Raw genomic sequence first — 14,805 nt, 5'->3', positions numbered from 1 at the left:
CGCCGCCAAGGCAAGAGCACCAGGAAGACGCCGTAACTCCAGTCGCGGGGTGACCCACCAGGTCACCTGCGGACATGTCCTCACCGTCAGGGAAGGGCTCATGGGCCTGTTGCGCAAGATCCGCACCACCGGCCGGGTGGCCGAGCCGGCCCCGCCGCGCCCCGAGGCGGAACAGCCCTTGGCGGCCGGGGAACTGCGCGGGTCCGTGCAGGTGCGGTGTGTCGACGCCGGCTCCTGCAACGGCTGCGAGATCGAGATCGCCGCCGCCTTCAACCCGCTGTACGACGCCGAGCGGTACGGCGCCCGTCTGGTGGCCTCGCCCCGGCACGCAGACGTGGCGCTGGTGACCGGGCCGGTGACCCGGAACATGGCCGAGCCGCTGCGCCGCACGGTCGCCGCCATGGGCGAGCCGAAACTGGTGGTCGCGGTCGGGGACTGCGCGATCGACTGCGGGGAGTTCGCGGGCGGTTACGGCGTCGAGGGCGCCGTCGCCGATGTCCTGCCGGTGGACCTGGCCGTGCCCGGATGCCCGCCGGAACCGGACCAGATCGTGGCGGCGCTCAGGAGGGTGACCGGACGGTGAGCGTGATCCCGGCCGCCCTGGCGGCGGCCGCCGTACTGGCCGGGGCGGGCGCGCTGGCCGGGATCGTGCTGCCGTACCGGCTGCGGATCCCCGCCGTCGGAGTGCTGACCGCGGGCGTGGGGGTGGGCGGTGGCACGGCGGGGGTGGCCGCACTGGGCGGCAGCGGCTGGGCGGGCACCTTCCCCGGGGTGCTGCCGCTGGCCGGGGCGGCCGCGGCGGTGGACGCGCTGGCAGGGCTGTTCATAGCCGTGGCGGGGGCCGTCGTAGCGGCGGTCGCGGTGTACGGCATCGGTTATGCGGCCGGGCACGGGCCGCACGGGCTGGGCTCACGCACGGCGCAGGCGGTGCTGCCGCCCTTCGCCCTTACTTTGGTGCTGGTCCCGGTGGCGGCGTCGGTGTCCACGTTCCTGGCGCTGTGGGAGCTGATGGCCCTCGGCTCGCTGCTGCTGGTGCTCGCCGAACACCGGGAGCGGGCCTCGGTACGGCAGGCGGGCGTCTGGTACGCGGTGATGACGCATCTCGGCCTGGTACTGCTGCTCGCCGGGCTGGCGCTGTTCGCGGCCGGGGCGGGCGGGGAGACCTTCACCGCCCTGCGGGCAGGCGCGCACACCGTCCCTCCCGCGGTCCGGGGGCTGGTGTTCGTGCTGGTGGCGCTCGCGTTCACGTCGAAGGCGGGCGCGCTGCCGCTGCACGCCTGGCTGCCCCGGGCCCATCCCGAAGCCCCCAGCCCCGTCTCGGCGTTGATGAGTGCCGCCATGGTCAACCTCGGAATCTACGGCCTGGTGCGCACCGGCCTCGACCTGCTCGGCGGCGGACCCGCCTGGTGGTGGCTGGGGCTGATCGCGGTGGGCGGCACCAGCGCGGTGTACGGGATCCTGCAGGCCGCGATGGCCTCCGACCTGAAGCGGCTGCTGGCCTACTCGACCAGCGAGAACATGGGCCTGGTGCTGATCGGGGTGGGGGCGTCCGGGCTGTTCGCCGCCTACGGTGACCGGCCGCTCGCCGCACTGGCCCTGTGCGCGGCCCTGCTGCACGTGGTCAACCACTCCGCGTTCAAGGCCCTGTTGTTCTGCGCGGCCGGCTCCGTCCTCCGGTCCACCGGCCTGCGGGACCTGGACCGGCTGGGCGGTCTGCGCTCCCGGATGCCCGTCACCGCCGCCTTCTTCGCGGTGGCCGCGCTCGGTGCCGTGGCGCTGCCGCCGGGCAACGGGTTCATCAGCGAGTGGCTGCTGCTGCAGTCCCTGATCCACGGCCTTGCGGTGCCGGGCGTTGCGGTGGCGGTCGTCCTGCCCCTGTCGGTGGCGCTGATCGCCCTGTCGGCCGGTATCGCCGCCGCCGCGTTCGTCAAGGCGCTCGGGGTCGGCTTCTTCGCCCGGCCCCGCAGCGACCGGGCCGCCTCGGCCGAAGAGGCGCCCATCCTGATGCTGGCCGGGATGGGGCTGCTCGGGGCGGCGTGCGCGGCACTGGCGCTGGTGCCCGGGCTGCTGGGCGGCAGCCTGGACCGGGCCGTGGGCGCCACGGGGCTGCCGGGCGGCGGCGCGGTGTCGGGAGGCGGGCTGGAGGTGCGGCTCACCGGCATCTCCGCGGCGCTGTCGCCGGTGTGGGTGGTGGCCGCCCTTACCGTGGCGCTGATGGCGGCCGTCGGCCTGCCCCGGCTGTACGGGCGCAGAAGGCGCCGGGTGAACGCCCGGCTGTGGGACTGCGGTGGCGGCGCGCCGACGCCGCGCATGGCGTACACGGCGACCTCGTTCGCGGAGCCGTTGCAACGGGTCTTCGACGACGTCCTCGCCCCGGAGCAGGACCTGGACGTCACACCGGTGCGGGAGTCGGCGTACCTGGTGGAGCGGGTGCGTTTCCAGCGCCGGGTGTCCGACCGGATCGAACACCGGCTGTACGAACCGGTGTTGCGGGCGCTGAACACGGCCGGGCAGTCGGCCCGGAGGCTGGCGGGCGGCAGCGTGCACCGCTATCTCGGCTACGGCTTCGCCGGCCTGGTCTTCCTGCTGTTGGCATTGGCGGTGGGCTGGTGAGTGCGGACTGATGAGTGCTGCTGTCGGATACGCGGCCGTGGCCGGGCAGGTCGTCGTGGTCGGCGCCGGTGCGCCGCTGCTGACCGGGTGGATGCGGCAGGTCCGCGCCCGGCTGGAGGGCCGGGCCGGGGCGGGGGTGCTCCAGCCCTGGCGGGACACGCGGAAGCTGCTGCGCAAGGAGCCCGTCACCCCCGTCGGGACCGGGCCCGCCTTCCGGGCCGCCCCCGCCCTGCTGGTGGCGACCACGGTGGTCGCCGCCGCCCTGGTGCCGCTGCTGTCCACCGACACCCCGGTCAGCTCCCACGCGGACCTCATCGTGGTGGTGTCGCTGATCGCGCTGGGCACCCTGGCGCTGGCCCTGGCCGGGCTGGACACCGGCACCGCCTTCGGCGGGATGGGCGCCTCCCGGGAGATGACGGTGGCGGCGCTGGTGGAACCGACCATCCTGCTGTCGGTGTTCGCGCTGTCGATTCCGGCCGGCACCACCAACATCCCGGCCATCGTCACCGGCGCCGTCCACGAGCCGGCCCGTCTCACCTCCCCCGCGGGTCTGCTGGCCACCGCCGCCCTCGCGGTCGCCGTGCTCGCGGAGACCGGGCGGATCCCGGTCGACAACCCCTCCACCCACCTCGAACTGACCATGATCCACGAGGCGATGGTGCTGGAGTACGCGGGTCCCGACCTGGCGCTGGTCGAACTCGGCTCGCAGCTGCGGCTCACCCTGCTGCTCGGCCTGCTGTCCTCGCTGTTCGTGCCCTGGGGCATCGCCACCAGCGCCTCGTGGGCCGGCCTGGCCGTGGCCCTGGTGCTGTTCGCGGCGAAGCTGGTCCTGCTGGGCGCGGTGCTGGCCGCGGCCGAGGTGTTCTGGGCCAAGGTCCGGCTGTTCAGGGTGCCCGAACTCCTCGCCGGATCCTTCCTGCTGGCGGTCCTCGCGGTGGCCTCCTCGTACTTCCTGAGCGGAGCGTCATGACCGGCGGCCTGTTCACCCAGCTCCTCGACCTGGCGTGCGGCGCCTTCCTGCTGGCGGCCGTAGTGGTGCTGTGGCGGCGCGAACTTGCCGCGATCGTGCGGTACTTCGCCCTGCAGGGGGTGGCGCTCGCCGCGCTCGCCGTGCTCCTCGGCAGCCACGAGGCGCGCTGGGACCTGGTCGGTGTCGGGCTCGGTATCGGGGTGCTGCGGGCGGGTGTCCTGCCGTATCTGATGCGCCGTGCGCTGTCCGCGCTCAGCGCCGACGGCGTGCACAGCGAGGAGGTACGGGAGACCCAGCCCCTGGTCAACGTCGCCGCCTCCCTGCTGACCGCCGCGCTGCTGACCCTGCTGGCCTACGCCGTCGCCCGCCCGCTGACCGAACTGGACCCCACCCCGGCGACCCGCGCCCTGCCCGTCGGCCTCGCCGTGGTGCTGATCGGTTTCTTCGTGCTGGTCACCCGCAGGCGCGCCCTGGCCCAGGTGGTCGGCTTCCTGCTCCTGGACAACGGCATCACCGCCACCGCGTTCCTCGCCACCTCCGGGGTGCCGCTGATCGTCGAACTCGGCGTCTCCTTCGACGTGTTGCTGGCGGTACTGGTGCTGCAGATCCTCACCGCCCGGATGCGGGTGGCGTTCGGCACCACCGACATCGACGACCTGCGGGAGCTGCACGACTGATGAACGCCACCGCCTCCGCCCTGCTGCTGACCGCGCCCGCGGCCGTTCCGCTGCTGGTCGCCGGGGCGTACGCGCTGCCCCGGCCGCGCACCCGCCCGACCGTCGCGGCGCTCCCCGCGCGGCTCGCCGAGGCCCGGCCGGGGGTGTCCCCGCAGGGCGCCGTCCTGGTCGCTGAGGCCCCCGAGCCAGGTCAGGTGCCTCAGCGGCACGGGTGGGACCGGGCCGGTCTCGTCTCACCCGTCGCGATCCTCACGTGCGGGAGCCTGCTCGCCGCCGACGTCGTCGGGAACGGGCCGCGGACGGCGTACTCCGGCCTGCTGCGCGCGGACGCGCTGACCGCCTGGATGCTGCTGGTGGTCGGCGCCGTCGCCCTGATCGCCTGCGGCTCGGCACCCGCGTATCTCGCCGGTGAGCGGGCCGCCGGACGGGCGGCCGGGCGGACCGCGTGGCACTACCACGCGCTCGTCCACTCCTTCCTGGCCGCGATGTGCCTCTCCGTGGTGACCGCCAACCTCGGTGTGCTGTGGGTCGCCGTCGAGGCCACGACGATCGTCACCGCCTTCCTCGTCGGCCACCGCCGCACCCGGACGTCCGTGGAAGCCGCCTGGAAGTATGTGGTGATCTGCTCGGCCGGCATCGCGCTGGCCTTCCTCGGCACCGTCCTGATCTACTACGCGGCCCGGCAGGCCGGCATCGCGGAGGCGTGGGCGCTCGACTGGCCCACCCTCGTCTCGCGCGCCGACCGCCTCGACCCGGCCGTGACCCGGCTCGGCATCACCCTGGTCGTGCTCGGCTTCGGCACCAAGGCCGGGCTGATCCCCTTGCACGCCTGGCTGCCCGACGCCCACAGCCAGGCCCCGGCACCGGTCTCCGCGCTCATGTCGGGCGTCCTGCTGTCCGTGGCCTTCGCCGCGATCCTGCGCTACCGGGTCATCGCCGACGCCGCCCTCGGCCCCGGCTTCATCCGCGTCCTGCTCGCCGCCGTCGCCCTGCTCACCCTCGCCCTCGCGGCCGGTCTGCTGCTCGCCCAGCGCGACTACAAGCGGATGCTGGCCTACTCCAGCATGGAACACATGAGCCTGATCGCGCTGGCCGCGGCGATCGGCAGCCCGCTCGCCCTGTCCGCCGCGCTGCTGCACATCGCCGGACACGGACTGGCCAAGTCGGTCGCCTTCTGCGCCTCCGGCCGCATCCTGCAGATCACCGGCACGGCGCGGATCGGACGGGTACGCGGGCTGCTGGCCAGAGCTCCCGCGACGGCCGGAGCGTTCGGGCTCGCGGTAGTCGCGCTGATGGCGTTTCCACCCTTCAGCCTCTTCGCCTCCGAACTGGGCATCGCACGTGCCGGGTTCGCGGCCGGTGCCGGCCTCGCCTGGGCCACCGCGGCGGCCCTGCTGCTCGTCCTGGTCGCTTTCGCCGCGCTGGCCGCCCGCACGGCCCGGATGCTGCTGGGGCCCGGATCACCGGGCGAGGAGAGCCCGTCCGCTGTCGGGCCCCTGATGCTGGGCCTGGCCGCCTGCGCCGCCCTGGGCGTCACCCTCGGCCCGCTCACCGGTCTGCTGCACGACGCCGCCCACGCGATCGGAGGCCGGTGACGCGATGCGCGAGAGCCACCAGAGCAGCGCCGCCGCCCTGCCCCGGCATGCCGAGGACCTGCTCGCCCGGGGCCACCGGCTCGTGCTGGTCGCCGCGCACGTCGACCAGGACGGGCCACGTGTGGTGTACCTGTTCGCCTCCGGCCCGCCCGACACGCGGGTGGAGCTGAACGTCCGACTCGACCCCGACCGGCCGGAAGTGCCGTCGCTGGCTCATCTCTCCTTCGCGGCGGGCCGGTTCGAGCGGGAGATGCGCGACCTGTTCGGCATCGTCCCCCGGGACCACCCCCTCCCGCGCCGTCTCGTCCGGCACTTCCACTGGCCGCGCGGCTGGTACCCGATGCGCCCCGACGCCGGGCCTCCGCCCGCCTTCGGCGAGCAGGAGGGCCCGTACCCCTTCCTGGAGGTGGAGGGCGACGGCGTGTACGAGATCCCGGTCGGCCCGGTGCACGCCGGGCTGATCGAACCGGGCCACTTCCGCTTCTCCGTGGTCGGCGAGACCATCCTCAAGCTCAAGGCCCGCCTCTGGTTCGTCCACAAGGGCATCGAGAAGCTGTTCCAGGGCCGCAGCGTCGCCGCCGGCCTGCCGCTGGCCGAGCGCATCAGCGGGGACACGGCCGTCGGACACGCCCTGGCCTACTGCCTGGCCGTCGAGGAGGCCACCGGCACCGAGGTCCCGGAAGAGGCGCAGCGCGCCCGCGCGATGCTCCTCGAACTGGAACGGATCCACAACCACGTCGCCGACCTCGGCATGCTCTGCAACGACGTCGGACACGGCATCCTCAACGCCCACGCCCAACGGGTGCGCGAACAACTCCTGCGCCTCAACCGGGACATCACTGGACACCGGCTGCTGCGCGGCGGCGTCGTCCCGGGCGGCGCGGCCCTGCGCGCCCTGCCCGACCCTGCCCGGCTGAAGGCGATCGGTGCGGACATCCGCGAGATCACCGGCCTCGCGCTCGGTCACTCCACCGTCCGCGACCGGTTCACCGGCACCGCCACCCTGCACACCGCCGCGGCCCGGGAGATCGGCTGCCTCGGCTACGTCGCCCGCGCCAGCGGCATCGCCGACGACGCACGCGTGACGCACCCCTTCACCGCGTACGGTGAGCAGTTCGAGGTGCCCGTCCACGACGGCGGCGACGTGCTGGCCCGCTTCCTGGTCCGCGCCGAGGAGATCGACGTCTCCCTCTCCCTGATCGAGCACTTCGGCGACGGGCTCGCGGCCCCCATGGCCCTGCTGGCGCCCCCACCGGCGCCCGGCGCGGGCCCCCGCAGCGGAGTGGGCCTCGTGGAGGGCTGGCGCGGCACCATCGCCACCCGTGTCGAACTCGCACCCGACGCCACCCTGACCCGGGTCAAGCCCGTCGACCCGTCCTTCTTCAACTGGCCCGCTCTGCCGGTCGCGTTGGCGGACACGATCGTTCCGGACTTCCCGCTGGCCAACAAGAGCTTCAACCTCTCCTACGCGGGCAACGACCTGTAGTGGTTCACGCCCTGCGGGGTCGAATCGGGATCGAAACGCGGGGCGGCCGACGAGACACCGTGCGCCCGCGCAGCCGGTGGGCGGGCATGCGGGAGAAGCATGAGCGCAACCGGGACGCGCCGTTCCACGCCGGGTCGTTCGTGCGATAGCGAGGTACGTTGCCGTCGGCAACGGTGGTGACGGAGGGCTCGTCGCCCCTGTTGGCCCACGGGCCGCCGGGCACTCTCCGGTGCGGCGTCCGGCAGCGTCCCGGCATCCGTGTCGGGGCAGCGGGTGACGGAGTCGTGCGGGCCGGCCCCCGACGGACCGTCACGTCCCGCGCGCGGCCCGAAGCGTCTTGTCCCGGATCCGCGTCGGCCCCATGGAACGGCTCCCCCGCTCGGCCGCCGCTCCGCCCTCATCGGCGCGGTCGCCGCGTGAGGCCTGCCGAGCCGTCCGACGACGCCCGACGACGCCCGACGGGGACGTCAGCCGACGGGAGCCGGCACGGCAGCAGCAGCCGCCCTCGGAAGGAAGCTGCGCCGCGTCAGGCCGAGGACCGTGCGGGCCGCGAGAGCGGCCAGCGCCAGGGTGGCGACGGCCAGAGCGAGGTAGGTCAGCTCCTTCTGGCCGCGGACGTGCTCGACGTCCAGCCAGTGGACGCCATCGGTCAGGACCGCCGCGTACGAGAAAGAGAAGGCCCAGTGGCCGGGCCCGAAAGGTACGCGCAGATAGGTGCTGGTCAGTCCGATCTGCACCAGAACCATCAGGACCGCGTACCCGGCGAGGATCTCGGCGCCGAGATCGAGCCGGCCGCCGTTCATGGCGAACCACGCGTTGCCTGCGACCACGGGCGGCGCGACTTCGATCGCCATGGTCGGCAGGAGGGGAGTGGCCAGCATGGGCTGGGTGAAGAGCCGGAGCAGGAGGATCGATCCGAGGACGAACCAGCAGATCAGTCCGTAACCGAACATCACGTGTGCCAGCGTCGCCCACCCCAGGGCAGCGCTGCAGGCAGCCGCGACGAGGCCGCCGGCGACCGTGGGCAGGAAGTATCCGGGATGCCATTGCTGGAGTTGGGTGTCCGAGCGGATCCACAGACTCGTCAGCCACCCGCCCAGGGCCACGGTGAGTACCAGACTCACCGTGAAGACCACTTCGCCCGCGACTCGCGCGTGCGGTGCGAGGGCGACTCCCAGCATCATGGGCACGATCACGATCAGGGCGGTGAAGGGGCCGGTGGTCGGGTCCGCCACCTCCGTGCGCAGCCGCCCCTGGGAGACCACGTTGCGCAGATATGCCGCCAAGGTCACCAGCCAGGTCAACGCCGCGAGTATCCACAGGAATTCCGCCGGCCAGGCCGGTGCGGCAACGGTGTCCGCCGCAGTGCTCCACAGCTGGGCCAGGCCGGCGATTCCGAAACCTATACCGAAGAGATTGGGCGCAAGCCGGTACGGAGAGGCCTTCGTGCTCGTCATGGTGCCCCACTTCTTCCGGTGGGCTCCCTGACCGCGCGTTCGCTTCATGAGAGGCCGCGACGTGACAATACCTTCCTCACATGACTCCTGGCACCACGGCTGAGCCGCCGGGAGCAGCCGCCGCGCTCTGCGTCCGGGACCGCGGTGAAGGCGCCGCGAGCGGCCGCTTCTTTCACCGATCCGCCATGCCTTGGCGTTCCCGCCGACCTGAGCACCGAACCGTTCCCCGACGGCCCGGCCGATCCCACACTGGCATCGCCGGCGACGGGGCCGGTTCGATGAAAGGCTTCGCACGATGCCCATGTTCAACGACGGGATCTCCGAGACCGAACTGCCCACCGACGCGGTCGTGACCACCGACGTCGTGGTCGTCGGTTCGGGTCCCGCGGGCGCGTCCGCCGCGCTGCTGCTGTCCACCCTCGGCGTCGGCACGATCATGATCACGAAGTACCGGTGGACGGCCAACACCCCCCGCGCGCACATCACCAACCAGCGGACCATGGAGGTCTTCCGCGATCTCGGCATCGAGGAGCAGGTGCTGGCGGACGCCACCGAGCACGGCCTGGTCGGTGACACCGTCTTCTGCACGAGCATCTCCGGTGACGAGATCGGGCGGATCCACACCTGGGGCACCCGCCCCGACCGGGAGGCCGACTACCGGCTCGCCTCGCCGTGCCTGACCGTCGACATCCCGCAGACCTACCTGGAGCCGATCCTGGTCCGCAACGCGGCCCAGCGCGGCGCCCAGACGCGGTTCTCCACCGAGTACCTCTCCCATGTCCAGGACGCCGACGGCGTCACCGTGCAGGTGCTGGACCGGCTCACCGGCCAGGAGTACAGCATCCGCGCGAAGTACCTGATCGGCGCGGACGGGGCCAGGTCCAAGGTCGCGGCGGACATCGACCTGCCGTTCGAGGGCGCGATGGACATCGCCGGCTCGATGAACATCACGTTCAAGGCCGACATCACCCGTTACGTCGCCCACCGGCCGTCCGTCCTGTACTGGGTCATCCAGCCGGGCTCCAACGTGGGGGGCATCGGCGCCGGGCTCGTGCGGATGGTGCGTCCGTGGAACGAATGGCTGATCGTCTGGGGCTACGACATCGCCGAGGAGCCCCCGGTCGTCGACGAGCGGACCGCCAGGCAGATCGTGCGCAATCTGATCGGGATCCCGGATCTCGAGGTGGAGATCACCGGCACCAGCCTGTGGGGCAACAACGAGATGTACGCCACGCGCCTGCAGTCGGGCCGGGTCTTCTGTGCGGGCGACGCCGTCCACCGGCACCCGCCGAGCAACGGCCTGGGCTCCAACACCTCCGTCCAGGACTCCTACAACCTCGTCTGGAAGATCGCCGCGGTGCTCAAGGGGCACGCGGGACCCGGCCTGTTGGAGACCTACACCGCCGAGCGGGCACCGGTCGCCGAGCGCATCGTGAAGCGGGCCAACAAGTCCAGCCGTGAATTCGTGGACATCTTCGCGGCGTTGGGCGTCCTGGATGCCGAGACCGAGGCCGAGATGGCTGCCGCCATCGAAGAACGCAAGGCCAACACTGCTGCTGGCGCCGCCAAGCGGGCGGCTCTCGTACGGGCGATGGAACTGAAGAACTACGAGTTCAACGCCCACGGGGTCGAACTCGGCCAGCACTACACCTCGGCCGCTGTCCTCTCCGACGGTGCCGAACCGCCCGCCCCGGCCCGCGACGCCGACCTCTACTACGAGATGTCCACCGTCCCCGGCGCGCACCTGCCGCACGCCTGGGTCGGCGACAACGTCCACCGCCACGCCCTGATGGACCTGGCCCCCTACGACCGCTGGACCCTGCTGACCGGCATCGCGGGCGAGGCGTGGCAGGACGCCGCCGAGAAAGTCGGCCACGAGCTCGGCATCCCGCTGGGCGCCGTGGTCATCGGCCCCGGCCGGGAGGTCACCGATCTCTACTACGACTGGGCCAAGCTGCGCGAGATCAGCGAGAGCGGTGTCCTGCTGGTCCGGCCCGACAAGCACATCGCCTGGCGGGCGGCGGAACTGCCCGAGAGTCCCGCCGACGAACTGCGCAAGGCCCTGCTCTCGCTCCTGGGAAGGAACTGACCCGTGCGGTTCGTACATGAAACGCTGCCGCAGCGGGTGCGGTTCGCCTCCGGCGCCGCGGCCGAGGAGCTCGCCGCCGAAGTCGCCACGCTCGGCGCGCAACGGGTGATGGTGATCGCGGGGACGGCCGAGGCGGAACTGGCCGACCGCGTCACCGCCGGCCTTCCCGTCGTCCACCGGCACCACGACGTCGCCATGCACGTCCCGGTGGAGGTGGCGCGGCGGGCGCGGGCCGCCGCCGTGGAGCGGGAGGCGGACGCCCTGGTCAGCGTGGGCGGCGGCTCGACCACCGGCCTGGCCAAGGCGGTCGCGCTGACCACCGGGTTGCCGATCGTCGCCGTACCCACGACGTACGCCGGCTCGGAGGCCACCGCGGTCTGGGGTCTGACCGAGAACTCGGTCAAGACCACCGGCTCCGACCCGAAGGTCCTGCCCCGCGCGATCGTCTACGACGCCGCGCTGACCCTCGGCCTGCCCGTCGGACTGAGTGTCGCCTCGGGCCTCAACGCCCTCGCGCACTGTGTGGACTCCCTGTGGGCCCCGCGAACCGACCCCGTCAACCAGGCCCTGGCCATCGAGGGCGCCCGGGCCCTGCGCACCGGTCTGCCGCTGGTCGCCGCGAGACCGGACGCGCCGGCGGGCCGGGAGAAGGCACTGTACGGCGCCTACCTGTCCGCGGCGGCCTTCGCGTCGGCAGGCTCCGGTCTGCACCACAAGATCTGCCATGTGCTGGGCGGCATGTTCAACCTGCCGCACGCCCAGACCCATGCCGTCGTCCTGCCGCACGTCCTGGCCTTCAACGCTCCCGGTGTTCCGGACGCCGAACGGCGTCTGGCCGCGGCCCTGGACGCGCCCACCGCGACGGAGGGGCTGGCGCGGCTGTATGACGAGCTGAAGGCCCCGCACTCGCTGCGTGAGCTCGGCATGCCTGCCGACGGCATCGTCGAAGCAGCCCGGGCGGTGCTGGCGGCGGTCCCCGCCGGCAACCCCCGGCCTGTCACCCTTGATGTGATCACCGACCTCGTACGCAGGGCATGGGAAGGAGCCGAACCCCGATGACCGACGTCACCACCCCCGGCACCCCGGTATCCGCCGCGCAGCTGGAACGGGAGGCCGACATCACCCGCCGGGTGCTCGAGTCCTTCGACGGCTGCGCGGATCCTCGGCTGCGGCAGGTCCTGCAGTCCCTGGTCCGCCACCTGCACGCGTTCGTCCGGGAGGTCCGCCTCACTGAGCGGGAATGGGACACGGGCATCGAGTTCCTCACCCGCACCGGGCACATCACCGACGAGCGCCGCCAGGAATTCATCCTGCTCTCCGACGTGCTCGGCGCCTCCATGCAGACGGTCGCCGTCAACAACGAGGCCTACGGCGACGCCACCGAAGCCACCGTCTTCGGACCGTTCTTCGTCGAGAACAGCCCCGAGATCGCCCAGGGCGGCGACCTCTCCTTCGGCGCGGCCGGACAGCCGTGCTGGGTGGAAGGCACCGTCACCGACACCGCCGGAAAACCGGTGCCCGGAGCGCGGATCGAGGTGTGGGAGGCCGACGAGGACGGCTTCTACGACACGCAGTACGGCGACGAGCGGGTGGCCGCGCGAGCGCACCTGTTCACCGACGCCGAGGGCCGCTACCGCTTCTGGGGGCTGACGCCGACGCCGTATCCCATCCCCCACGACGGGCCGGTCGGGGGGCTGCTGGAGGCGACGGGCCGCTCGCCGATGCGGGCTTCGCATCTGCACTTCATGGTCAGCGCTCCCGCGCTGCGCACCCTGGTGACGCACATCTTCGTCAGCGGTGACGAACTCCTCGACAGCGACTCCGTGTTCGGTGTGAGGGAGTCGCTGGTGAAGGACTTCCACGAGCAGCCGCCGGGTACGCCCGCGCCGGACGGACGGGATCTGGGCGACCGGTCGTGGTCCCGGGTCCGGTTCGACATCGTGCTGGCGCCCGACGGAGGCTGAGAGGGCCGGGCGTCAGTCTCCGGCCCGCGCCCGGGCCTGACGGAGCACGTCGGTGGCGCGCAGTCCGAAGTGCTGCCGGAACCGGTGGGAGAAGTGGGAAGCCGAGCCGAAACCGCAGCGCGCCGCGACTTCGGCCACGGTCGTCCCACCTCCCCTCTGCAGCAGCGTCCGGGCGCGCTCGAGTCGACGGTGGAGGAGGTACTGGGGGACGGTCGTCCCGCCCGAGGCGAAGACCCGGGAGAGGTGCCGCTCACTGATTCCGACTCCCCGGGCGACGCGGCCCGCCGAGAGAGCCGGATCGGTCAGGTGCTCGTCGATGTACGCCTTGGCGACGGTCAGATGGACAGCTGTGAGGGACGGTGTCCGGCCGGTCACCACGGCGGCGAGCAGGTCCAGCAGGACGTCCTCGTCCACCCCGGCGGAGGTCTCCGGGCGCAGCGCCTGGGCGGCCAGGGTGGCGAGGGTCCTGGTCTGGGCGACGCCCTCGTCGACGACCAGCGGCTGCGGCAGGGACGCCGGCCCGCCGAGGGCGCGCCAGACGTCGTGGGGGACCTTGACCGCCAGCTCCTCCAGGCCGTGCGAGAAACCTCGCATGAACGGCCGGTCGGCGTCGCACACGAGCAGTTGCCCGGGATGCAGCAGCCGGACGCCGTCGTCGTGGTAGAAGAACGCGTCGCCGGCCACTGTCAGGTAGCAGGCCACGGCGTACGACGGGACGCGGCGGATCTCCGCTCGGGGCCGCTCGACGACGTGCGGGCTGCCGCTCACCCTGGCCACGTGCACCCTGGGGAGCTGCAGATTGATCTCCGTCGCGTCCAGGGCGGTGTCCTGCAGGGCACGGCAGCGCAGCCCTATGAGGGCCGTCGCGTTGTGCTCTTCCCACAGGGCGATGCGTTCGGCCTCGGGAAGACCGGCGGTACTGAAGCGCGCCGGAACCCCTGTCATCCCGCTCGTCATCCCCCCAGGGTAGGCATCGGGCGCTCGGATTACTCCGGGTCGTGGGCGCATCGTTCGATCACGGCGGAGACCTGCTCGACTGCGGGGGTGCTGCCCCGGGCGCGGCCGGCGAGCACCAGGTCGACGGATTCGTCCTCGGTGATCGGCACGTAGGCCACGCTGCCGAGGCTGAGGCTCTGGACCGACGCGGGGACGAGGGCGACGCCGTGTCCCGCTGCCACGAAGACGACCAGGGTGGCCGTCTCGCCGACTTCCATCAGCGAGGAGGGCTGGAATCCGGCACGCCGGCACGCGGCCAGGACCCGGTCGTACATGGAGGAGCGAGCGGGGTGGATGACGAAGGGTTCGCCGGCCAGGGCTTTCAGCGAGATGCTTCGTCGGTCCGCGAGCCGATGGTGGGAAGGCAGCACGGCCACCAGCGATTCGGAGCGCAGCAGCGTGGTGCGGATGTCCTCGTGGCCGGCCGTGCCGCGCAGGACGGCAAGGTCGTAGGTGCCGGCGCTCAGGCCTTCGACCAGGTCGGGGGTGAGGAGTTCGCCCCGGAGGTCCATGGTGATCCCCGGTAGTCGGGCGTGTACCGTACGTGCGACCCGCGGCAGCAGGTCGTAGGTGGCCGTGCCGATGAAGCCGATGGAGACGCGGCCCGCGCGGCCGGTGGCCAGTTCCGTCATGTGCCGTCGGGCCCGTTCCTCCTCGGTGGTCAGGAGGCGCGCGTGCTCGACGAGGTGCCGGCCCGCCTCGGTGAGTGCCACGTGCCGGGTGGAGCGGACGAAAAGCGCGACACCCAGGTCCTTCTCCAGCTGTTTGATCTGCTGCGAGAGCGCGGGCTGCGCCACGTGCAGGCGGGCGGCCGCACGGCCGAAGTGGCATTCCTCTGCCAGTGCCAGGAAGTAGCGGATCTGCCGTAGCTCCATCATCAGCTCATTTTATAAGCCACCGTTATCAAACGATCGTCATTAGGTCTTGGACTGGCTGTCGGATGGGCTCATAAGGTGAC

General features: G+C 72.3%; 12 protein-coding genes. 9 read left to right on the top strand and 3 right to left on the bottom strand.

Annotated elements, in window-relative coordinates; genetic code table 11:
- The first annotated feature begins 49 nt into the window (after nt 1–49).
- Genes LQ326_RS03010 through LQ326_RS02985 form a run of 6 tightly spaced genes read left to right on the top strand, consistent with a single transcriptional unit; the run spans nt 50 to nt 7,341 of the window.
- Nucleotides 50–583: an NADH-quinone oxidoreductase subunit B family protein gene (locus tag LQ326_RS03010; protein ID WP_234532052.1), complete on the top strand. Its 534-nt coding sequence runs from the start codon at nt 50–52 to the stop codon at nt 581–583.
- Nucleotides 580–2,613 (top strand): proton-conducting transporter transmembrane domain-containing protein, encoded by a 2,034-nt coding sequence (locus LQ326_RS03005; protein ID WP_308401847.1) that lies wholly within the window; start codon nt 580–582, stop codon nt 2,611–2,613. The genes LQ326_RS03010 and LQ326_RS03005 overlap by 4 nt, the downstream gene beginning before the upstream one ends.
- Nucleotides 2,614–2,623: 10 nt before the next feature.
- Nucleotides 2,624–3,583, top strand: a complete 960-nt coding sequence (locus tag LQ326_RS03000; RefSeq protein WP_234532048.1) for a respiratory chain complex I subunit 1 family protein — start codon at nt 2,624–2,626, stop codon at nt 3,581–3,583.
- Nucleotides 3,580–4,260: a hypothetical protein gene (locus LQ326_RS02995; protein ID WP_234532047.1), complete on the top strand. Its 681-nt coding sequence runs from the start codon at nt 3,580–3,582 to the stop codon at nt 4,258–4,260. The genes LQ326_RS03000 and LQ326_RS02995 overlap by 4 nt, the downstream gene beginning before the upstream one ends.
- On the top strand, nt 4,260–5,855 hold the full coding sequence (locus LQ326_RS02990) for a proton-conducting transporter transmembrane domain-containing protein (protein WP_234532046.1): 1,596 nt from the start codon (nt 4,260–4,262) through the stop codon (nt 5,853–5,855). The genes LQ326_RS02995 and LQ326_RS02990 overlap by 1 nt, the downstream gene beginning before the upstream one ends.
- Nucleotides 5,856–5,859: 4 nt before the next feature.
- The gene (locus LQ326_RS02985; protein ID WP_234532045.1) at nt 5,860–7,341 is read left to right on the top strand and encodes a hydrogenase large subunit; all 1,482 of its coding nucleotides are present in this window, start codon (nt 5,860–5,862) and stop codon (nt 7,339–7,341) included.
- 467 nt (nt 7,342–7,808) lie between these two features.
- Here the strand turns inward: LQ326_RS02985 and LQ326_RS02980 are convergent, their stop codons facing one another.
- Nucleotides 7,809–8,798, bottom strand: coding sequence for an SLAC1 family transporter (locus tag LQ326_RS02980; RefSeq protein WP_234532044.1), 990 nt, complete (start codon nt 8,796–8,798; stop codon nt 7,809–7,811).
- A gap of 295 nt (nt 8,799–9,093) precedes the next feature.
- Between LQ326_RS02980 and LQ326_RS02975 the strand changes: the two genes are divergently transcribed.
- The 3 genes from LQ326_RS02975 to LQ326_RS02965 are packed head-to-tail and all read left to right on the top strand — an operon-like array spanning nt 9,094 to nt 12,851.
- Nucleotides 9,094–10,887 (top strand): FAD-dependent oxidoreductase, encoded by a 1,794-nt coding sequence (locus LQ326_RS02975; RefSeq protein WP_234532043.1) that lies wholly within the window; start codon nt 9,094–9,096, stop codon nt 10,885–10,887.
- Between the two features lie 3 nt (nt 10,888–10,890).
- A complete protein-coding gene (locus tag LQ326_RS02970; RefSeq protein WP_234532042.1) occupies nt 10,891–11,946 on the top strand; it encodes a maleylacetate reductase in 1,056 nt (351 codons plus the stop codon).
- Nucleotides 11,943–12,851, top strand: a complete 909-nt coding sequence (locus LQ326_RS02965) for an intradiol ring-cleavage dioxygenase (protein ID WP_234532041.1) — start codon at nt 11,943–11,945, stop codon at nt 12,849–12,851. The genes LQ326_RS02970 and LQ326_RS02965 overlap by 4 nt, the downstream gene beginning before the upstream one ends.
- 12 nt (nt 12,852–12,863) lie before the next feature.
- Here the strand turns inward: LQ326_RS02965 and LQ326_RS02960 are convergent, their stop codons facing one another.
- Nucleotides 12,864–13,808, bottom strand: a complete 945-nt coding sequence (locus LQ326_RS02960; protein WP_234532040.1) for a helix-turn-helix domain-containing protein — start codon at nt 13,806–13,808, stop codon at nt 12,864–12,866.
- Nucleotides 13,809–13,837: 29 nt separating this feature from the next.
- Entirely contained in the window at nt 13,838–14,725 is an 888-nt protein-coding gene (locus LQ326_RS02955) for a LysR substrate-binding domain-containing protein (RefSeq protein ID WP_234532038.1), read from the bottom strand.
- Nucleotides 14,726–14,805: the final 80 nt, after the last annotated feature.

It is taken from the genome of Streptomyces shenzhenensis, assembly GCF_021462265.1.
GTDB classification, from domain to species: Bacteria; Actinomycetota; Actinomycetes; order Streptomycetales; family Streptomycetaceae; genus Streptomyces; species Streptomyces shenzhenensis.
This window is presented reverse-complemented; position numbering and strand designations above follow the sequence as displayed.